Source organism: Geodermatophilus sabuli, assembly GCF_900215145.1.
GTDB lineage: Bacteria > Actinomycetota > Actinomycetes > Mycobacteriales > Geodermatophilaceae > Geodermatophilus > Geodermatophilus sabuli.
Genome location: NZ_OBDO01000016.1, coordinates 13927 through 33684, shown reverse-complemented (window position 1 = coordinate 33684; position 19758 = coordinate 13927). Strand labels below are relative to the sequence as shown.

Sequence of the window (19758 nt, the reverse complement as noted above, 5' to 3'; positions counted from 1 at the left end):
CGGTCCGGAACCGCGGCGGCGGGCCGTCAGACGGCGTCGACGTAGCGCCAGGCGCCGTCCTCGCGGACGAACCGGCTCACCTCGTGCCGGCTGCCGGTGTCCCCGTCGTGCCGGTACCAGGCGCGGAACTCCACCGTCGCCTCCCGCGCCAGCAGCCCACCGCCGGTGACGCCGATCACGTCCAGGCCGGTCCAGCGCACCGACGGGTCCAGCTCCAGCGACGCCGGCCGGGTGGCCGGGTGCCAGGTGGCCAGCAGGTAGGCCGCGTCCCCGACGGCGAACGCGCTGTACCGCGACCGCATCAGCTGCTCGGCGGTGCCCGCGGCCGTCGTCCCGTCGTGCAGCCGGCCGCAGCACTCGGCGTACGGCAGCCCGGTTCCGCAGGGGCAGCGTCGAGGAGCCATGGGCCGAGTCTCCCCGGCCGCCTACTCTTCGGCGGGCGCGGGCGCGGGAGACCGGACGAGGAGGTGCGGGTGGGCTTCGAGCGGCTGGTGGCCCCGCTGCGCGTGGGGCCGGTGACCCTCCCCAACCGGGTCGTCTTCCCTGCCCATCTCACCAACTACGCCGTCGACGGACTGCCCACCGAGCGGCACGCCGCCTACTACGGCGCGCGGGCGGCCGGAGGAGCCGGGCTGGTCGTGGTCGAGGAGTCGTCGACGGACCCCGCCGACCGGCCCTACGAGAAGCTCCTCCGCGGGTACGACCCCGCGGTCGTGCCCGGCTACCGCCGGGTCACCGACGCCGTCCACGCGCACGGGGCGCTGGTGTTCGCCCAGCTCAACCACAACGGCGGCCAGTCCGACGGCCGGCACACCCGGGCGCCGGTCAGCGCGCCGTCGGCGGTGCCCGACCCGCTGTTCCGCGAGGTCCCGCGCGAGGTGTCCACCGCGGAGATCGCGCGGCTGGTCGCCGGCTACGCCGACGTCGCCGCCCGCTGCGTCCTCGGCGGCTTCGACGGCGTCGAGGTCCAGGCCTCGCAGTCCTCCCTCGCCCGCCAGTTCCTCTCCCGCGCCACCAACCGGCGGACTGACGGCTACGGCGGCGAGCTGGCGGGCCGTGCCCGCTTCCTCGTGGAGGTGCTCACCGCGGTCCGGGAGGCGATCGGGCCCGGCCGCGCGCTCGGCGTCCGCCTCGCCGGCGACGAGGCCGTGGACGGCGGGACGACGCTCGCCGAGGCCGCCGCCACCGCCGGGTTGCTGGGCGGCCGCGGCCTCGTCGACTACGTGAGCACCACGGTCGGCGTCGCGACGGCGACCCTGGAGCGCGTCATCCCGCCGATGACCACCCCGCCCGGCTACGCGCGTCCCGTCTCCGCCGCGATCCGCGCCGCCGCCGGGGTGCCGGTCATCGGCGTCGGCCGGTTCCTCACGCCGGAGCAGGCCGAGCGGGCGCTGGCCGACGGCGACTGCGACCTGGTCGGCGTCGCCCGCGGGCAGATCGCCGACCCGGAGTTCGCGGCCAAGGCGTTCGGCGGGCGGGCCGGTGAGATCCGCACCTGCCTGGGCTGCAACCAGGAGTGCGTGGGCCGGGTGGGCCTCAACCGACCCCTGGGCTGCGTGACCAACCCGCGCGCCGGCCGCGAGGCGCCGCTGCCGACCCCGGTCCGGCGGCGGCGGGTGCTCGTCGTCGGCGGCGGCCCGGCCGGGCTCCGTGCGGCCGCCACCGCCGCGCAGCGGGGCCACGCGGTGACCCTCCTGGAGCGGGCGGCCGCGACGGGCGGCGCGGTCGTGCTCGCGGCGTCCGCCCCCGGCCGGCACGGGCTGCGGCCCCTGGTGGACGACCTGGCGGCCGAGTGCGCGCGGGCGGGGGTGGAGGTCCGCACGGGGGTCCGCGCCACGGCGGAGCTGGTCCGAGCCGAGGCGCCCGACGCCGTCGTGCTCGCCACCGGTGCCCGCCCCGCCCGTCCGGCGTGGGCGGGTCCGGGCGAGCGGGTGGTCGACGTCCGGGACGTGCTGGCCGGCCGGGTCGCCCCGACCGGCGACGTCCTCGTCGTCGACGACCTGGGTGCCTCCGCGGCGCCGTCGGTCGCCGAGTTGCTGGCCGGCCGCGGCTGCACCGTCGAGGTGACGACGGCGGCGATGGTCGTCGGGCAGGACCTCGGGCTGACACTGGACGCGCCCCGCTGGCGGCGGCGCGCGACCGAGCTCGGCATCCGGCAGAGCACCGACCGCGTGGTCGAGGGCGTCGAGGGGCGGGTCGTCCGGCTGCTGCACCACCCGACCGGCACGCGGGAGGAGCGCACCGTCGACTGGGTCGTCGCGGCCACGCCCGCCCGGGCCGACGACGAACTGTGGCGCGCCCTGGCCGACAGCGGCCTGGAGGTGCACCGGGTCGGGGACTGCCTGGCGCCGCGGCGGGCCTCGGCGGCCACCCTGGACGGCGAGCGGGTGGGCGCGGCGCTGTGATCGCCGGGGTCAGGCGTCCGGCGCGTAGCGGGCCCGCAGCCCCTCGATGATCAGGTCCAGGCCGAACTCGAACGTCGTCTCGTGCGGCTGGCCGAGCACCTCGGTGATCGCGGCGAGCAGCACGGGCTGGTCGGCGAGGACCTCCGCCCGCCGCGCGTTGGCGTCCTCGTCGTCGGCTCCGGGAAGCGGGGTGGTGCGGCTGCGCTCGGCCTCCGCCTGCCACTCGGTCGCGCTGCCGATCACGTACGAGCCGATCGCGAACAGCACGTGCTGGGCCCCACCCGGCGTGAGCCCCGCCTCGACCAGGACGCCCAGGGACCGCTCGATCCGCGCCAGGCTCTCCCGCCCGGGCCGGTTGCCGGCCAGCACGCGGGGCGCGTCGCGCGTGCCGACGAGCGCGGCGAACATCGCCCGGGCGTCCTCCCGCAGCCACTCCCACCACGGCTGGCCGGGCGCCGGTGCTGCGTGGTCGACGCCGGCCCGGCGGAACAGTTCCTCGGCCATGAGGTCCATGAGCTGGCGCTTGTTGTCGACGTGCCAGTACAGGGTCGGGCCGGAGACGCCCAGCCGGGCGGCGATCCGCCGGAAGGACACCGCCTCCAGGCCGCCGTCGGCGAGCAACGCCAGCGCCGCGTCGACCACCGCCTCGCGGGTCACCGGCGCCCGCTCCGTCGCCGCCTCGGGATTCACGCTTGACACTCTAACGCCGTTAGAGAACTGTTCCCGCCGTGTCTGACGCCGTGAACGGGCCCGCCATCGAGGTGACCGGGCTGACCAAGCGCTACAAGACCGGCGACACCGTGGTCGAGGCGGTCAAGGGCATCGACCTGCGGGTGGAGACGGGGCAGACCTACGGCTTCCTCGGCCCGAACGGTGCAGGCAAGTCCACGACCATCGAGATGCTGTGCACCATCCGGAACCCCACCTCCGGCACCGCCCGGGTCGCCGGCTACGACGTCGTCCGCGAGCGGGACCAGGTGCGCCGGCGCATCGGCCTGGTGTTCCAGCAGCAGACGCTGGACCTGCAGCTCACCGCCGAGCAGAACCTCCGCTTCCACGCCGAGCTCTACGGGCTGTCCCGGGCCGACGCCGACCGGCGGATCGACGAGGTGCTGGAGATGGTCGCGCTGGCCGACCGTCGCTCGGACACCGTCCAGAAGTTCTCCGGCGGCATGAAGCGCCGCCTGGAGATCGCCCGCGGCCTGGTGCACGCCCCGCAGGTGCTCTTCCTCGACGAGCCCACCATCGGCCTGGACCCGCAGACCCGCGCCGCGATCTGGGCCTACCTGCACGACCTGCGGCGGACGACGGAGATCACCGTCTTCGTCACCACGCACTACATGGACGAGGCCGAGCACTGCGACCGGATCGCGATCATGGACAACGGCGAGGTCGTCGTGGAGGACACCCCGGAGGCGCTGAAGTCCAGCATCGGCACCGACCGGATCGCCCTGCGCACCGACGACGACGAGTTGGCCATCGCCCGGATCCGGGAGCGGCTGGGTGTCGAGGCCGGCGTCCACGAGGGGCAGGTGACCCTCGCCGTCGCCGAGGGCGCCCAGGTCGTGCCCCGGCTGTTCACCGAGCTCGGCGTCGGCATCCGCTCGGTGACCGTGACCCGGCCCAGCCTGGACGACGTCTTCCTCACCTACACCGGCCGCACCATCCGCGACTCCGAGGGCGCCGGCCCGGCGGGGTCCCCGTTCGCCGGGAGGCGATGAGACATGACGACCCGCGAGACCGCCGTCACGGCGACCCCCGCCCCCGCGCCGCTGGGCGAGGTGCGCAGCGACCTGGCCCACGAACTGCGGGCGACCTGGGTCGTCATGCGTCGCGAACTGACCCGGCTGCGCCAGGACCGCGCCCGGATGCTGACCATGCTGCTGCAGCCGGTCCTGTTCATCTTCGTGATGGGCACCGGGCTGGCCAGCATCGTCGACACCGGGGGCGACGTCAGCTTCCAGACCTTCCTGTTCCCCGGCGTCCTGGCGACGTCGGTGCTGTTCACCGCGGCGTTCGCCGGCATCTCGCTGGTCTGGGACCGGGAGTTCGGCTTCCTGCGCGAGATGATGGTCGCGCCGATCTCCCGCAGCGCGATCATCTGGGGCAAGTGCCTGGGCGGGGCCGTCGTCGCCACCGCGCAGAGCCTGGTCCTGCTGGCCCTGGTCGGCACCGTCGGCATCCCCTACTCCCCGACCCTGCTGCTCGCGCTGGTGGGGTGCCTGTTCCTCGGGTCGCTGCTGCTGACCGCGCTCGGCGTGCTGCTGTCCACCCGGATCAAGACCATCCAAACGGCGATGCCGGTCAGCCAGCTGCTGATCATGCCGATGATGTTCCTGTCGGGGGCGCTGTTCCCCGTCTCCGGGCTGCCGGACTGGCTCGCCGTCCTGACCCGCCTCAACCCGCTGACCTACGTCGTCCAGCCGATGCGGCACCTCACGCTGTCGCACCTGTCGCTGACCGCCGAGGAGCAGCAGCGGCTGCTGCCGGTGCTCACCTGGTGGGGCTGGGAGGTGCCGGTGGGTGTCCAGCTGCTCACCGTCGCCGTCATCACCCTGGGACTGGTCACGCTGGCGGCGCGGGTGTTCAGGACGACGGAGTGAGCGGACCCCGCCCGGGCCGCCCATAGGGTGGGGCCGGTGACGTCCCTCGCCGGTGCCGTGTGGCCCGAGCTCCCCGAGCGTCCACTGCTGCTCGTGCCGCTCGGCGCGGTCGAGCAGCACGGCCACCACCTCCCGCTGGCCACCGACACCACGGTGGCCTGCACGGTGGCCGAGGCCGCGGCCGGCGACCTGGACGGCGCACTGCTCGCCCCTGCCCTCGCGTACGGCGCCAGCGGCGAGCACGAGGGCTTCCCCGGGACGATCTCCATCGGCACCGAGGCGCTCACCGGCCTGCTCGTGGAGTACGGCCGCTCGGCCTGCCGGTGGGCCGGCCGCCTGGTGCTGGTCAACGGTCACGGGGGCAACCTCGACGCGCTGCGGACCGCCGGGCGGCAGCTGCGCTCCGAGGGGCGGGACGTCGCCTGGTTCCCGTGCGGCGTCCCCGGGGCCGACGCGCACGCCGGGCGCACCGAGACCTCACTGGTGTTGCACGTGGAACCAGCGCTGGTCCGCGCCGGCCGGGCCGTCGCGGGGGACACGACCCCCATCGCCGAGCTGTTGCCGCGGCTGCGGGCCGAGGGGGTGCGCGGGGTGAGCCCGACCGGGGTGCTCGGCGACCCGGCGGGGGCCTCGGCCGCGGAGGGCGCGCAGCTGCTGGCGACCATGGCCGCCCGGCTCGCCGCCGCCGTCCGGACCTGGGACGTCGACCCCGCGGGGCGGCTGCGCGGTTAGTCGGAGAACGGGGTGTGCGGCCGCTCCTGGCGCTGCCCGTCGACCACGACGTCGACCTTCTCGTCGAAGAAGGCCACCATCCCGGCGATCGGGAGCACGTCACGGGTGGGGAAGTCGTAGGACCACGCCAGGTCGGGGTGGACGGTGCCACCGACCTCGACCGACCAGTACGCGCTGGTGTGGCCCTTGTACGGGCACTGCGTCCGGGTCGTGCTGGGCACGAGGTGGGTGGAGTCGACCGCCGAGCGGGGGAAGTAGGTGCGCGGGGGCAGCCCGGTCTCGAAGACCATGACCGGTGCGCCGGACTCGGCGAGCACGACGCCGTCGAGCTCGACGCGCACGTGGCGGGTGGAGCGCACCGCGTCGACCCGCGCGTAGGGGTTGCGGGGGTGCACGAAGACCTCCTCGTCCTCCTCGAACCATGCGTCCAGCGCCGACCACTCGAAGCGCACGGTGTCCCGGAGCTGTTCCGGGGCGTCGGCACCGTGGAGTGCGGCCGCGCCGGGCCGGTGCACGTCGCCCACGACCAGCGCCGCGTGCCGGGCCGTTCCGCGCGGGGTCTGCTCCGACGTGCCCTCGTCGAGCAGCAGCGAGGTGTCGACGTCGGCCAGCGGGACGTAGTACTGGGGGTAGGGCGGCCACTCCCACACGTACCGGGCGCGCACGGTGTCCAGGACCGTCCGGCCGGCGAGGACGGCACGGACGCGCCGCGGCGCGGGCGCGACGGAGCCGGCGGGGACGAGCGACTGCGGGTACTCGGGCACGAGGCCTCCTCGGCGGGTGTCCTCCGGGCGGTCGTTAGTGTCGAGAGCATGGCAGCGCCCGAGGGATGGCTGGTCGTCGTCGACTACCAGGAGGTCTTCCGCGACACCACCTCACCGTGGACCACGCCCCGGTTCGACGAGATCCGGCCGCGCATCCGGACGCTGGTGGAGGCCTTCGGCGAGCGCGTGGTCTTCACCCGGTTCGTGGTGCCCGAGAAGCCGGTCGGGGCGTGGGTGGACTACTACGAGGAGTACTCCTACTTCACCGAGGCGCACGCCATCCCGCTGTTCCAGCTGTCCGAGGACCCGGGCGAGCACCCCGTCGTCGACGCCCCGACCTTCGGCAAGTGGGTGCCCGACGTCGCCGAGCTGGTCGGCGAGGGGCCGGTCACCGTCGCCGGCGTCGCCACCGACTGCTGCGTGCTGTCCACCGTGCTGCCCGCGGCCGACGCCGGCGTCCCGGTGCGGGTGGTCTCCGACGCGTGCGCCGGCGCCAGCGACGAGGCCCACGACGACACCATGCGGATCCTCGGTTGCTACGCGCCCCTGGTCGAGGTGACCACGACCGCCGAGGTCCTCGCGGAGGGATGACGCCCGCCATCCCGGCGCCGCCCCCCGACCGGCTCCCCGACGGCTTCGCCGTCCGGCTCGACCCGCGAACCCGCCGGCGGGACGGCGGGACGGCGCTGCTCGGCGGCTCCCCGCTGCGGCTGCTCCGCCTGCTGCCGAGGGCCCGGGACCTGCTCCGCGGCGACCGGATCGTCGTCGGGGACGCGGCCACCGCGGCGCTGGCCGCCCGGCTGCTCGACGCCGGCCTCGCCCACCCGGACCTCCCCGGGGACGGGGCGGTCGACCTCACCGTCGTCGTCCCCGTCAAGGACCGGCCGGCCGAGGTCGACCGGCTGCTGGCCGCGCTGCGGGCCGACCCGGCCACCGCTGCGGCGCCGGTCGTCGTGGTGGACGACGGCTCCGCCGACGCGGCCGGGCTCGCGTCGGTCGCGGCGCGCCACGGTGCGCGGGTGCTCCGGCACGAGGCCAGCCGGGGCCCGGCGGCCGCCCGCAACGCCGGGCTGGACTCGGCCGCCACCGACCTGGTCGCCTTCCTGGACTCCGACTGCGTGCCGCGCCCCGGGTGGGCCGCGGTGCTCGCCCGGCACGCGGCCGACCCGCGGCTGGCCCTGGTCGCCCCGCGCATCACCGCCCTCCGGCCGGGGAACGCCCGGCCGTCCCCGGCCCCGGGTGGGTGGGTGGACCGCTACGAGGCGGCGGTCAGCGCACTGGACATGGGGCCGCACCCCGCGCCGGTGGCCGCCGGGACGGCGGTCTCCTACGTGCCCAGCGCCGCGCTGCTGGCCCGCCGCGCGGCCCTCGGCCCGGGCTTCGACGAGACCATGCGGGTGGCCGAGGACGTCGACCTCGTCTGGCGGCTGGCCGCGGCCGGCTGGCGGGTGCGCTACGAGCCCGCGGCCGAGGTCGCCCACGAGCACCCGTCGGCGACCGGGGAGTGGCTGCGCCGCCGCGCCTTCTACGGCACCGGGGCGGCGCTGCTGGCCGCCCGGCACGGCGCCGCGGTCGCCCCCGTCGTCGTCTCGCCCTGGTCGGCGCTGGCCTGGGGGCTGGCCCTGACCGGCCGGCGGCCCGCGGTCGCCGCCGCCGGTGCGGCGCTCGCCGTCGCCACCGGCCGGCTGGCCCGGCGCCTCGCCCGGCCCGGGGAGCGCCCGCCGCTCGGCCTGGCCGCCGCCCTCGTGCTGCGGGGCAGCGCCGCGGCCGGACGCACCCTCGCCCGCAGCGCGACCCGCCACCACTGGCCGCTCGCGCTGGCCGCGGCGGTGGTCTCCCGGCGCGCCCGCCGGACGGTGCTCGCGGCCGCTGCCGTCGACGCCGTCCTCGCCTGGTGGCCGCACCGGCGGGAGGTGGGCCCGCTCCGGTTCGCCGCCGCCCGCCGGCTCGAGGACCTCGCCTACGGCACCGGGCTGTGGGCCGGCGCCCTGCGCGCCCGCGACCCCCGCGCCCTCCTGCCCGCCACCCCGCCGCCGCTGGGGCCGGCCCGCCGTCCCGCCGCCCGCTGAGCGCCCTGCCTGGTGGAAACGTGCAGGAAGGGCCACGATGGGCGAGCGATGAGCCCGAGGACCCGGACGACGCCGTGACCACCGTCAACCCATGGCTCGCGTTGCCCGACGGCCGCCCCGACCCCGCCCACACCCACCGGCTCCGGGCCGCCCACGAGGCCCTGGTCACCCGCGGGCGCCCGCCGGCCGGGCAGCAGGTGCGCGCGGTCGTCTGGGAGTCCTGGCGCCGCAGCCTCGGCAGCGGGGTGGACCCCGACGGGAGCGCGCCCCCGGTGGACCTGCTCGACGACGACCTGCTCGCCTACCGCGCCGCGCACCCGCTCGCCCCGGTGCTGCCGGTGATCCGCCGGCTGCTGGTGGAGGACGCCGAGGCCGACCAGATGATCGTCGCGGTCACCGACGCCGCCGGCCGGATGCTGTGGGTCGAGGGCGACCGCCGGCTGCGGTCCCGGGCGGAGGGCGTGAACTTCGTCGAGGGCGCGCGGTGGTCGGAGGAGGTCGCCGGCACCAACGCCCCCGGCACCGCCCTGGCCCTCGACCACGCCGTCCAGATCCACGGCAGCGAGCACTACCGCCGTCCGGTGCAGAACTGGAGCTGCTCGGCGGCACCGGTGCACGACCCGGTGACCGGCTTGCTGCTCGGCGCCATCGACGTCACCGGCGGCGACCACGTGGCCAGCCCGCACGTGCTCACCCTGGTCCGCGCGACCGTGGCGGCGGTCGAGTCGGAGCTGCGCTGGCTGCACCGCGAGCAGCTCGCCCGGCGCCCCACCCCGCCGGCTCCGCGCCCGGCGGCCCCGCGGCTGGACGTCCTCGGCCGGGAGCGTGCCCGGCTCCGGCTGCCCTCCGGCCCGGTCGAGCTGTCGCTGCGCCACTCCGAGCTCCTGCTGCTGCTCGCCGAGGCCGCCGTCGCCGGTCGCGGGCGCACCGCCGAGCAGCTGGCCGCCGAGTACCACGGCGGGGACGCCGCCCCGGTGACCGTCCGGGCGGAGCTGTCCCGCCTGCGCCGGCTGGTCGGCGCCGACCTGGTCGGCTCGCGTCCCTACCGGCTGATCGCGCCCCTGGAGACCGACCTGGACCAGGTGCGGCGGCTGCTCGGTCGCGGCGCCGTCGGGGCCGCGCTGGAGCGCTATCCCGGTGCGGTGCTGCCGCGCTCGACCGCCCCCGGCGTCGTGACCGCCCGCGAGCGGGTCGCCGCCCTCGTCCGGCAGGCGGTCCTGGCCAGCCGCCGCCCGGAGCTGCTGCTGCGCTACAGCCGGCTGCCCGAGGCCCAGGACGACGTCGCGGTGTGGCAGACCTGCCTGGAGTGGCTGCCGCCCGGAGCCCCGCACCGGCCGGCGGTCGCCGCCCACCTGCACCGGCTCCGCCGGGCGCCCCGCGCGCCGCTGCGCCTGCACTGAAGAAGGACCCCCTGCCCCCTCCGCTCGCAGGCTCGCGGCGGGACCCTGCAGGGGGGCCGACGGAGATGCCTCCCCGCGGAGGCGCCCGTTACAGCGCATCGGCGAACAGCGGGACGGCGTTGTCCAGCGCGTACTCGATGCCCAGCGGGGTGCCGCTGGAGAAGGCGCTGACGAGGTCCTGGTCCTCCAGGACGAGGGCGTGGCCCTGCTGGACCGACGGCAGCGTCCCCCAGACGGGGTTGGCGGTGATCGCGCTGACCTCCACGAAGATCGGGAAGACGACGGTCAGCGGCGCGTCGAGCAGCGAGACCTCCTCGTCGCTCACGGGGACGAAGAAGTTGGTCCCGGACAGCTCCTGGATGGCCGGCTTGTTGACGAAGCCCAGCTGCTCCATGAAGTCCACCCGCGAGTCGCCGCGGACGTAGGCGCCGAAGCCCTCCGACGTGTAGGCGGCCACGGCGACCTCGGTGCCCTCGAACTCGGGGTGGTCCGCGGCGGCGTCGGCGAACCGCTGTTCGACGTCGTCCTCGAGCTGGGCCGCCTCGTCCTCCTTGCCCAGCGCCTGACCGACCAGCTCCAGCTGCTGCTGCCAGGTGGTCTGGTACGGGCCGACCCCCTCGGGCTGGCTGATCGTCGGCGCGATCTGGCTGAGCAGGTCGTAGCGGTCCTGGGTGGCGGCCGAGCGGGTGTCGAGGATGAGGTCGGGCTCCAGCGCGGCGATCGCCTCGAGGCTCGGCTCGAGGGTGTCGATCAGCTCCGGCGCCTCGTCGTAGAGGCCCTCCGCCCACGGCCCGACGCCCTCACCGCCGAAGCCCAGCCAGTCGCTGGCGCCGACCGGCTGGACGCCGAGCGCCAGCGCCGTCTCGGCGTCCGACCAGCCCAGCGCGACGACGCGGGCCGGCTCCTCCTCGACGGTGACCTCGCCGAACGCCGTCGGCACGGTCACCGGGAACGCGCCGGACGACCCACCGGAGGACGTCGCGGCGTCGGCGCCGTCGTCGGCCGGGTCGGAGCCGCAGCTGGTGGCCAGGACGGCGACGGCGAGCAGCGCGGCGCCACGTAGGACGGGACGGGAACGCATCGGGACTCCTCGGGGACGAGCGGTAGGGCAGGCTCACCTAACACCGGCGTCGTCGCGGCCAGGCCACGGGGGTCGCCGCCGCGACCTGCAACGGCGCTGCAACGTTGCCCGCGGGTGCGGCTCCGGACGACACGCCTGCCCGACGTGCGCAGATGCGGGTCAGCACGATCTTCTCGACCGCATCCACGGAGCGGGGTACCCCATCCGCGCAGGTAAGCGTGGCCTAAGTCACTCCCGCGTTGCCAGACTCCGCCTCAGGTGGCTCTGCCACACGAACCCCTGCAACGAAGCGGAGGATCCGTGACACAGATCAACGTGCGGGTCGACGGGGTGTCCAACACCGACGACGTCGAACCGCGGACCCTGCTCGTCCACTACCTGCGCGAACAACTCGGCAAGGTGGGCACCGTCGTCGGCTGCGACACCAGCAACTGCGGTGCCTGCACCGTGCACCTCGACGGTGCGGCCGTGAAGTCGTGCACCGTCCTCGCCGTCCAGGCCGACGGCGGGGAGGTCACCACCATCGAGGGGATCGCCCAGGAGGGCGTCCTGCACCCGGTGCAGAAGGCCTTCCACGAGATGCACGGCCTCCAGTGCGGCTACTGCACCCCGGGGATGATCATGGCCTCGATCGACCTGCTCAAGGAGAACCCGAACCCCAGCGAGACCGAGGTCCGCGAGGGCATCGAGGGCAACCTCTGCCGCTGCACCGGCTACCAGAACATCGTCCGCGCGGTCCAGCAGGCCGCCGGTGAGATGGCCGGCTCCGCGCCGGCCGCCGAGACGACGGGAGCGCAGTCGTGACCGAGCTCGCGAGGTCAGGAGAGGGCACGGCACGGTCCGGCATCGCGCCGACGAGCGCCGGCGAGGAGGCGCGATGACGGTCACCGAGGACGCCGCCGACCTGGCCCCCGCCAAGGAGGTCGGCAAGGCCCGCCGGCGCAAGGAGGACGCCCGGCTGATCACCGGCCGGACGACGTGGACCGACAACATGGTCCTCCCGGGGATGCTGCACATCGCCGTCGTCCGCAGCCCGGTCGCGCACGCCAAGATCACCAACGTCGACGTCTCGGCCGCGAAGCAGGCCCCCGGCATCATCGCCGTCTACACCGGCGCGGACTTCGCCGAGGAGCAGGGCTCCATCCCCTGCGCCTGGCCGGTGACCCCCGACATGGTGAACCCCGGCCACCCCTCGATCGCGGTCGAGGAGGTCAACCACGTCGGTGAGGCCGTCGCCGTCATCGTCGCCCGCAGCCGCACCGCCGCGGCGGACGCGCTCGAGCTGGTCGACGTCGACTACGACCTGCTGCCCCCGGTGCTGGACATGGAGGAGGCGGTCAAGGGCGAGGCGGACCTCTGCCACGACCACATCGAGTCCAACACCGCCTACCACTTCGTCTTCGACGCGGGCGAGGCCGGCACCGGCGCCGACACCGAGCAGGCGTTCGCCGACGCCGACGTCGTGGTCAGCCGCCGCTTCGTCAACCAGCGGCTGATCCCGGCGTTCATGGAGCCGCGCTCGGTCGTCGTCCAGCCGCAGGGCGACAACTTCACGATGTGGTCGGCCACCCAGATCCCGCACGTGCTGCGGGTGATGCTGGCGATGGTCACCGGCATCCCGGAGCACAAGCTCCGCGTCATCGCCCCCGACGTCGGTGGCGGGTTCGGCGGCAAGCTGCAGGTGAACCCGGAGGAGGTCATCGCACTCCTGGTGGCCCGGAGACTGGGCAAGCCGGTCAAGTGGACCGAGACCCGCAGCGAGTCGCTGATGACCGCCCACCACGGCCGCGACCAGATCCAGTACATCGACGTCGCCGCCGACCGTGAGGGCAACGTCAAGGCCCTGCGGGTGCGGCTGCTGGCCGACATGGGCGCCTACCTGCGGCTGATCACCCCGGGTGTGCCGGCGCTGGGCGCCTTCATGTTCCCGGCGATCTACAAGTTCCCCGCCTACCGGTTCGAGTGCGACGGCATCTTCACCAACAAGGTGCCCACCGACGCCTACCGCGGCGCCGGCCGCCCGGAGGCGACGTTCGCCATCGAGCGGATCATGGATGAGCTCGCCGTCGAGCTGGGCATGGACCCGCTGGAGCTGCGCCGCAGGAACTGGATCCAGGCCCAGGAGTTCCCGTTCACCACCGTCGCGGGGCTGGAGTACGACAGCGGCGACTACGACGCCGCCACCCAGCAGGCGTTGGAGCTCATCGGCTACGACGAGCTGCGGGCCGAGCAGCGCCGCCGCCGCGAGTCGAACGACCCGGTCCAGCTGGGCATCGGGTTCTCCACCTTCACCGAGATGTGCGGCCTGGCGCCGTCCCGGGTGCTCGGCTCGCTGTCCTACGGGGCCGGCGGCTGGGAGGCGGCGTCCATCCGGATGCTGCCCACCGGCAAGGTCGAGGTGGTCACCGGCTCCACGCCGCACGGCCAGGGGCACGAGACGGCGTGGAGCCAGCTGGTCGCCGACCAGCTGGGCGTGCCGTTCGAGGACGTCGAGGTGCTGCACGGCGACACCGCGGTGTCGCCCCGCGGCATGGACACCTACGGCTCCCGGTCGCTGGTGGTCGGCGGGACGGCGGTGGTCAAGGCCGCGGAGAAGGTGGTCGCGAAGGCCCGCAAGGTCGCCGCGCACCTGCTCGAGGCCAGCGAGGACGACCTGGAGTTCGCCGACGGGAAGTTCTCGGTGCGCGGCACGCCCGGCACGAGCATGGGCATCCAGGAGATCGCCCTGGCGGTCTTCGCGGCGCACAACTACCCGGAGGACGTCGAGCCCTCGATCGACGCCGACGCCACCTTCGACCCGGTGAACTTCTCCTTCCCCCACGGCACGCACATCTGCGCCATGGAGGTCGACACCGAGACCGGCATGGTGAAGATCCGCAAGTACGCCTGCGTGGACGACGTCGGCACGATCGTGAACCCGCTCATCGTCGAGGGCCAGATCCACGGCGGGCTGGCCCAGGGCATCGCGCAGGCACTGTACGAGGAGGCCGTCTACGACGCCGACGGCAACCTCACCACCGGCACGTTCGTCGACTACCTCGTCCCGTCGGCGGCCGACCTGCCGCACTTCGACACCGGCAACACGGTGCACGCGGCACCGGGCAACCCCATCGGCGCCAAGGGGGTCGGCGAGGCCGGCTGCATCGCCAGCACCCCGGCGGTGGTCAACGCCGCGCTCGACGCCGTCCGCCACCTCGGGGTCAGCGACATCCGCATGCCGCTGACCCCGGAACGGGTCTGGCGGGCTCTCCACGAGGGTGGGGACGGCGGCGCCCGTGCGACCGCCGGCACCAACGCCTACGGCGGGGCGCAGACCGAGACCACCGCCGGCGTCTCCACCCCGCAGTCCTCTCTCGGAGGTGACCGGTGATCGCGCCGAGGCGACAGGGGAGACCAGCCATGACCAGCTTCGACGAAGGAGAAGCGCCGTGATCCCCGCCCCGTTCGCGTACGCCCGGCCGACGACCGTCGACGAGGCCCTGCAGGCCATCGCCGACGGCGGCGAGGACGTGAAGATCATGGCCGGCGGCCAGTCGCTGATCCCCGTCATGCGGCTGCGCCTGGCCGCGCCGGAGACCGTCGTCGACCTGTCGAAGGTCGCCGAGCTGCGCGGCGTCCGGGACGACGGCGACGCGATCGTCATCGGCGCCATGACCACGCACCACGACGTCCTGGTCGATCCCCTGATCGCCCAGCACGCGCCGCTGATCGCCGAGGCGACCGAGACGGTGGCCGACCGGCAGGTGCGGGCCCGGGGCACCTTCGGTGGGGCGCTGGCCCACGCCGACCCGGCCGGTGACCTGCCGGCGGTGGCCCTGGCCCTCGACGCCGAGTTCGTGATCGCCGGGCCCGGTGGCGCCCGGCGGACGGTGCCGGCGGCGGACTTCTTCGTCGACTACCTCACCACCGCGCTGGAGGAGGGGGAGCTGCTCGTCGAGATCCGCGTCCCCAAGCTGGCCGGCGAGTGGGGCATGCACTACGAGAAGTTCAACCGGGTGGCGCAGGCGTGGTCGATCGTCGCGGTGGCGGCGGCCGTCCGGCGGGAGGACGGGCAGATCGCGGAGGCCCGGATCGGGCTGACCAACATGGGCCCGACGCCACTGCGGGCGCGCGCGGCCGAGGCCGCGCTGGCCGGGGCGGCGGCCAGCGCGGACGCCATCGCGGCGGCCGCGCAGTCCGCCGCGGAGGGCACCAGCCCGAGCAGCGACCTCAACGGCCAGGCCGACTACCGCCGGCACCTTGCGCAGGTGCTGACTCGTCGTGCGGTGACCGCCGCCGCCGGGTTGTAGCGTCGGTCACCAGCCCCTCGGTACCGCCCAGTCCACTCGGCCGGCCCGCCCCCTCGGGGCGGACCGGCCGAGCCACGTAGACCCAGGAGGTCGCACCGTGCAGTTGGAGAACTCGTTCACCGTCCCCGTGCCCATCGACGAGGCCTGGCGGGTGCTGCTGGACATCGAACGGATCGCGCCGTGCATGCCCGGCGCCGCGCTCGACTCGGTGACCGGCGACGACTTCACCGGCCGGGTGAAGGTCAAGCTCGGCCCGATCAACCTCACCTACCAGGGCAAGGCGTCCTTCATCGAGAAGGACGAGGCCGCGCACAAGGCGGTCATCGACGGTCGAGGCAAGGACCAGCGCGGCAACGGCACCGCGTCCGCGCTCATCACCGCCCAGTTGAAGGCCGAGGGGGACACCACGCGGGTCGACGTCCTCACCGACCTCAACATCACCGGCCGGCCCGCCCAGTTCGGCCGCGGCGTCATGACCGACGTCGGCAACAAGCTGCTCGGCCAGTTCGCCGACAAGCTGGCCGCCCAGCTCGGCGCCGGTGACGAGGGGCTGGTGCCCGCCGGCGCCGCTGCCGCGACGACCCCGCCCGCGCCGGGTGCTGCGGCGACCGCCGCGGGCGCGGTCGAGGAGATCGCGGCGTCGGCGGAGACGTCGGGCGCGCCCGCTCCGGTGAAGAAGGCCGCGGCCGCGACCCGGCAGTCCGCCGCGGCCAGCGCGGACGGCGCGTCGGTGACCACCCCGGCCGGTCCTGCGGCGACGCCCGCCTCCACCCCGGCGGAGCCGGCCACCGCGGCACCGGGCGCGGCGGCCCCGACCACCGCCGGCACGACCACCACGCCGGCCGGGCCGGCCGCGACCCAGGCCAGCACGCCGGCCCGCTCGGCCGCCGCGGAGCCGGAGCCGATCGACCTGCTCGAGGTCGCCGGCGGTGCGGCGATGGCCCGCTACGCGGCGCCGCTCGCCGGCGTCGCCGCGGCGCTGCTCGTGGTGGCGCTCATCGTGCGCCGGCGTCGCCGCCGCTGAGCTCGTCGGGTGGGGTCGCCGGGCAGGTCAGCCGGCGACCCCACCCAGCCCGTCCACGGCCGCGGCGGCCACGACGTCCGGGTTCGCGGTGAGCGCGTGGTCCCCGGGGACGCCGTAGAGCGACGCGCCCGACTGGCCCGACAGCACCGCGGCCAGTTCGTCCGGGCGGCCGAACGCGTCCCGTTCGCCCTGCACCACCACCAGCGGCACGCCGACGGCGGCGAGCTCGTCCGCCCGGCTCTTCTCCGGCTTCCCCGGCGGGTGCAGCGGGAACGCCAGGCACAGCACCGCCGCGGCCTCGTGCTCCGCCGCCGTCCGGCACGCCACGCGCGCGCCCGCGCTGCGGCCGCCGAGCACCAGCGGGCCGGTCAGCCGGCCGTCGTCGCGCAGCGCGTCCAGGACGGCGGTCCAGGCGACGTCCAGCCGTGCCGGGGCCGGCGCGATCCGCTTCCCCGCGACCCGCCACGGCTGCTCCACGCGCAGCACCCGCCAGCCGGCGGCCGCTGCGGAGGTGGTGACGGCCAGCAGGTCGGCGGACTCGATGCCACCGCCGGCGCCGTGCCCCAGCACCAGGGTGCCGACGGTGCCGTCGGCCGGTTCGGTGGCGGTGACCCGGGCCGGGCCGAGCGGGGTGTCCAACTCGGTCATGCGGGGAGGGCGAGCAGCGCGTCCACCGCACCGGCCAGGTCACCGGCGACGAGCGCGGCCGGGTCGTAGACGCCGGGGTAGGCGCGCTCGGTCCGCGGGAACCAGGCCCCGCCCAGGCCGGCCCGCAGCGCCCCGTGCACGTCCCACCCGTGGGCGGCGACCAGCGCCATCCGCTCGGGGGCGACGTCGCAGACCCCGGCCGCCCACAGGTAGACCTCCCGGGCGGGCTTCCAGGCCCGGATCACCTCGCTGGACATCGACCGCTCGACCAGCGGCGCGATCCCGCCACGCTCGACGCCGGCCTCGGCGACACCGGGGGAGCCGTGGGTGAGGGTCACCACCCGGACGCCGGCGGCGGTGAGGCGCCGCAGCGCGGGCTCGACGTCGGGGTGCGGCGCCAGCTCGAGGAAGGCCTCGGCCACCCGGCCGCGGTCGGCGGCCGAGAGGTCGCTGACCTGGGTCAGGGCGGCGTCGAAGGCGTCCCGGAACCGGCACCAGGTGCCGGCGGCCGCGCTCGCGAACCCGGTGAGCAGGGTGCGGGTGAAGACGGTGCCGAGCAGGTCGGCCGGCTCGCCGAGCTCCACGAGCGAGGCCCGCACGGGCGCGAGGTCGAGCAGGGTCTCGTTCACGTCGAAGGCGATGACCTCCGGACGGCGCAGCCCGCTCACACCTGCCGCCGGTCGGCGTCGTCGTCCGCGGCCCGGTCGGCCGTGGTGCGGCCGGTCGCCGTGCGGGCGCGCCGGTGCCGCCGGACGTCCTGGAACCGCTTGTAGACCAGCCAGCCCAGCCCCAGGACGACGACGGCGACCACCGCGTAGTCCAGGTACCTGAGGTTGTCCCGGACGAAGTCGCCGGCCGCGACGCCGAGCCCGATGAGCAGGCTGTTCCAGATCAGGCTGCCGCCGGCGGTGAAGAGCAGGAACTGCCCGAAGGGCATCCGGACGACGCCGGCGGGCACCGAGATGAAGCTGCGCACGATCGGCACCATGCGGCCGAAGAAGACCGCCGACCGCCCGTGCCGCTCGAACCAGGCGAAGGTCTTGTCGACGTCGGCCGTCTCCACCAGCGGCAGCCGGTCGAGGAAGGCGTGCGAGCGACGCGGGCCCAGTGCCCGGCCGACGTAGTAGAAGAAGATCGCGCCGAGGACCGACCCGATGGTGGCGCACAGGACGACCGGGACGACCGACATCCGGCCCTCGTTGATCAGCACCCCCGCCGCGCCCAGGACGGCCTCGCTGGGGATGGGCGGGACGACGGTCTCGGCGAGGATCGACAACCCCACGCCGATCGGCCCGAGCTTCTCCACGAGATCGAGCAGGAAGCCGGTGATCCCGCCCTCGTCGGATGCGGCGGCGGCGAGGAACGACATGCGGTCCACGGTAACGGCGCGGTCACGGGGGAGCCGCCGGTGGCAGGGTAGCTTCGCCACTCATGCGCCAGCGCTTCACCGCTCGGGCCGTCGTCGTGGGGGACCGGGCCGGGACGGTGGTCCCCGACGCCGTGGTCGACGTCGTCGACGGCTCGATCTCGTGGGTCGGCCCGGCGGCGGACGCCCCGCCGGCCGGGGACGCCGAGGTGGTCGCCGTTCCCGGGGTGCTGGTGCCCGGGCTGGTCAACACCCACTCGCACGCGCCGATGGTGCTCTTCCGCGGGCAGGCCGAGGGGCTGCCGCTGGAGCGCTGGCTGCGTGAGGTGATCTGGCCGCGGGAGGCCCGGCTGACCGCCGACGACGTCGAGGCCGCCATGACCGCGGCCTCGGCGGAGATGCTGCGCGGCGGGGTGACCACCAGCGTGGAGATGTACTTCTCGCCCGAGCGGATCGCCGCCGCGGTCGGCCGGACCGGCGCGCGGGCCGTCGTCGCCACCCCGCTGCTGCCGCTGCCCGGGATGCCGCCGCTGGCCGAGCAGCTCGCCGACGCCGTCGCGCTGGCCGCCGGCGGACCGGGGGACGGCACCGTCGAGTACGGCCTCGGGCCGCACGCCGCCTACACGATCCCGCTGCCGGTGCTGCGCGACGCCGCAGCCGCCGCCCGCCAGCACGGGCTGCTGCTGCACCTGCACGTGGCCGAGACGGTCGTGGAGGACGCCGACCTGCTGGCCACCCACGGGCTGTCGACGCCGGCGCTGCTGGCCGCCCACGACGTCCTCGGCGGCCGGGTGCTGGCCGCGCACTGCGTGCACCTCGACGACGGCGACCTGGAGCTGTGGCGCGAGTACGACGTCGCCGTCGCGCACTGCCCGGCCAGCAATGCCAAGCTCGCCAGCGGCATCGCGCCGGTGCGGGCCATGCTCGACCGCGGCATCCGGGTCGGGCTGGGCACCGACGGACCGGCGTCCAACGACGGGCTGGACCTGCTGGCCGACGTCCGGCTGGCCGCGCAGCTGGCCCGGCTGTCGACCGGCTCGGCCACCGCGCTGACCGCGGCCGAGGCGTTCTGGCTGGCCACCGGCGCCGCCGCCGACGCGATCGGCCGCCCCGACCTCGGGCAGCTGGCCGCCGGCCGTCGGGCCGACCTGGTGCACGTCGACACCCGGGACCTGCTGTTCGAGCCGGTCGGCGACGTGGAGGACGTGCTCACCCACCTGGTGTGGTCCGGCGCCTCCCGGCTGGTGCGCGACACCTGGGTGGGCGGGCGGCAGGTGGTGCGCGACGGCGTCTGCACCACGGTGGACGCCGAGGCGCTGCGGGCCGAGGTCGCCGAGCGCGCCGCGAAGCTGGCCCGCCGCTGAGCGGCGCCGTCGA

At 75.5% G+C, this 19758-nt stretch carries 19 protein-coding genes; 12 read left to right on the top strand and 7 right to left on the bottom strand.

The genetic code is table 11. The features are described from left to right. Positions 1–26 precede the first annotated feature (26 nt). Positions 27–404 carry a YchJ family protein gene (locus CRP39_RS25185; RefSeq protein ID WP_097209147.1) on the bottom strand — a complete coding sequence of 126 codons (378 nt, stop codon included), beginning with the start codon at positions 402–404 and terminating at the stop codon, positions 27–29. A gap of 69 nt (positions 405–473) precedes the next feature. On the opposite strand from CRP39_RS25185, the gene CRP39_RS25180 reads away from it, so the two are divergent. Next, positions 474–2405, top strand: coding sequence for a mycofactocin system FadH/OYE family oxidoreductase 2 (locus tag CRP39_RS25180; protein WP_245854103.1), 1932 nt, complete (start codon positions 474–476; stop codon positions 2403–2405). Between the two features lie 9 nt (positions 2406–2414). On the opposite strand, the gene CRP39_RS25175 is transcribed toward CRP39_RS25180, so the two are convergent. Next, positions 2415–3095, bottom strand: a complete 681-nt coding sequence (locus CRP39_RS25175) for a TetR/AcrR family transcriptional regulator C-terminal domain-containing protein (protein WP_097209145.1) — start codon at positions 3093–3095, stop codon at positions 2415–2417. Positions 3096–3133: 38 nt separating this feature from the next. On the opposite strand from CRP39_RS25175, the gene CRP39_RS25170 reads away from it, so the two are divergent. Genes CRP39_RS25170 through mftE form a run of 3 tightly spaced genes read left to right on the top strand, consistent with a single transcriptional unit; the run spans position 3134 to position 5740 of the window. Beyond that, complete coding sequence (locus CRP39_RS25170) at positions 3134–4126, top strand: ATP-binding cassette domain-containing protein (RefSeq protein WP_216359921.1); 993 nt, start codon at positions 3134–3136, stop codon at positions 4124–4126. Positions 4127–4129: 3 nt separating this feature from the next. Beyond that, the gene (locus CRP39_RS25165; RefSeq protein WP_097209143.1) at positions 4130–5008 is read left to right on the top strand and encodes an ABC transporter permease; all 879 of its coding nucleotides are present in this window, start codon (positions 4130–4132) and stop codon (positions 5006–5008) included. A 36-nt stretch (positions 5009–5044) separates the two neighbouring features. Next, positions 5045–5740 (top strand): mycofactocin biosynthesis peptidyl-dipeptidase MftE, encoded by a 696-nt coding sequence (gene mftE, locus CRP39_RS25160; RefSeq protein ID WP_097209187.1) that lies wholly within the window; start codon positions 5045–5047, stop codon positions 5738–5740. Here mftE and CRP39_RS25155 read toward each other — a convergent pair. Beyond that, the gene (locus tag CRP39_RS25155; protein ID WP_097209142.1) at positions 5737–6504 is read right to left on the bottom strand and encodes a DUF427 domain-containing protein; all 768 of its coding nucleotides are present in this window, start codon (positions 6502–6504) and stop codon (positions 5737–5739) included. The two genes, mftE and CRP39_RS25155, sit on opposite strands and share 4 nt — an antisense overlap. Positions 6505–6552: 48 nt before the next feature. Between CRP39_RS25155 and CRP39_RS25150 the strand changes: the two genes are divergently transcribed. From CRP39_RS25150 to CRP39_RS25140, 3 genes are all read left to right on the top strand, one after another. Continuing rightward, positions 6553–7095 (top strand): cysteine hydrolase family protein, encoded by a 543-nt coding sequence (locus CRP39_RS25150; RefSeq protein ID WP_097209141.1) that lies wholly within the window; start codon positions 6553–6555, stop codon positions 7093–7095. After that, entirely contained in the window at positions 7092–8573 is a 1482-nt protein-coding gene (mftF, locus tag CRP39_RS25145) for a mycofactocin biosynthesis glycosyltransferase MftF (RefSeq protein ID WP_097209140.1), read from the top strand. Before CRP39_RS25150 ends, mftF begins: the two co-directional genes overlap by 4 nt. 74 nt (positions 8574–8647) lie before the next feature. After that, positions 8648–9973, top strand: coding sequence for a sigma-54-dependent transcriptional regulator family protein (locus CRP39_RS25140; RefSeq protein ID WP_097209139.1), 1326 nt, complete (start codon positions 8648–8650; stop codon positions 9971–9973). 88 nt (positions 9974–10061) lie between these two features. Here the strand turns inward: CRP39_RS25140 and CRP39_RS25135 are convergent, their stop codons facing one another. Further along, the gene (locus tag CRP39_RS25135; RefSeq protein WP_097209138.1) at positions 10062–11054 is read right to left on the bottom strand and encodes an iron-siderophore ABC transporter substrate-binding protein; all 993 of its coding nucleotides are present in this window, start codon (positions 11052–11054) and stop codon (positions 10062–10064) included. Between the two features lie 300 nt (positions 11055–11354). Here CRP39_RS25135 and CRP39_RS25130 point away from each other — a divergent pair, with 300 nt between their 5' ends. From CRP39_RS25130 to CRP39_RS25115, 4 genes are all read left to right on the top strand, one after another. After that, positions 11355–11858: a (2Fe-2S)-binding protein gene (locus tag CRP39_RS25130; RefSeq protein ID WP_097209137.1), complete on the top strand. Its 504-nt coding sequence runs from the start codon at positions 11355–11357 to the stop codon at positions 11856–11858. A gap of 73 nt (positions 11859–11931) precedes the next feature. Beyond that, the gene (locus tag CRP39_RS25125) at positions 11932–14424 is read left to right on the top strand and encodes a xanthine dehydrogenase family protein molybdopterin-binding subunit (RefSeq protein ID WP_097209136.1); all 2493 of its coding nucleotides are present in this window, start codon (positions 11932–11934) and stop codon (positions 14422–14424) included. A 58-nt stretch (positions 14425–14482) separates the two neighbouring features. Next, on the top strand, positions 14483–15343 hold the full coding sequence (locus CRP39_RS25120; RefSeq protein ID WP_097209135.1) for an FAD binding domain-containing protein: 861 nt from the start codon (positions 14483–14485) through the stop codon (positions 15341–15343). Between the two features lie 97 nt (positions 15344–15440). Then, positions 15441–16367 (top strand): SRPBCC family protein, encoded by a 927-nt coding sequence (locus CRP39_RS25115; protein WP_097209134.1) that lies wholly within the window; start codon positions 15441–15443, stop codon positions 16365–16367. Positions 16368–16394: 27 nt separating this feature from the next. Here the strand turns inward: CRP39_RS25115 and CRP39_RS25110 are convergent, their stop codons facing one another. The 3 genes from CRP39_RS25110 to CRP39_RS25100 are packed head-to-tail and all read right to left on the bottom strand — an operon-like array spanning position 16395 to position 18384. Beyond that, positions 16395–17015, bottom strand: a complete 621-nt coding sequence (locus CRP39_RS25110) for an alpha/beta hydrolase family protein (protein ID WP_097209133.1) — start codon at positions 17013–17015, stop codon at positions 16395–16397. Next, positions 17012–17683 carry an HAD-IA family hydrolase gene (locus tag CRP39_RS25105; RefSeq protein WP_245854102.1) on the bottom strand — a complete coding sequence of 224 codons (672 nt, stop codon included), beginning with the start codon at positions 17681–17683 and terminating at the stop codon, positions 17012–17014. The genes CRP39_RS25110 and CRP39_RS25105 overlap by 4 nt, the downstream gene beginning before the upstream one ends. Then, positions 17680–18384, bottom strand: coding sequence for a DedA family protein (locus CRP39_RS25100; RefSeq protein WP_097209132.1), 705 nt, complete (start codon positions 18382–18384; stop codon positions 17680–17682). The genes CRP39_RS25105 and CRP39_RS25100 overlap by 4 nt, the downstream gene beginning before the upstream one ends. Positions 18385–18446: 62 nt before the next feature. Between CRP39_RS25100 and CRP39_RS25095 the strand changes: the two genes are divergently transcribed. Further along, on the top strand, positions 18447–19745 hold the full coding sequence (locus tag CRP39_RS25095) for an amidohydrolase family protein (protein ID WP_097209131.1): 1299 nt from the start codon (positions 18447–18449) through the stop codon (positions 19743–19745). Positions 19746–19758 lie beyond the last annotated feature (13 nt).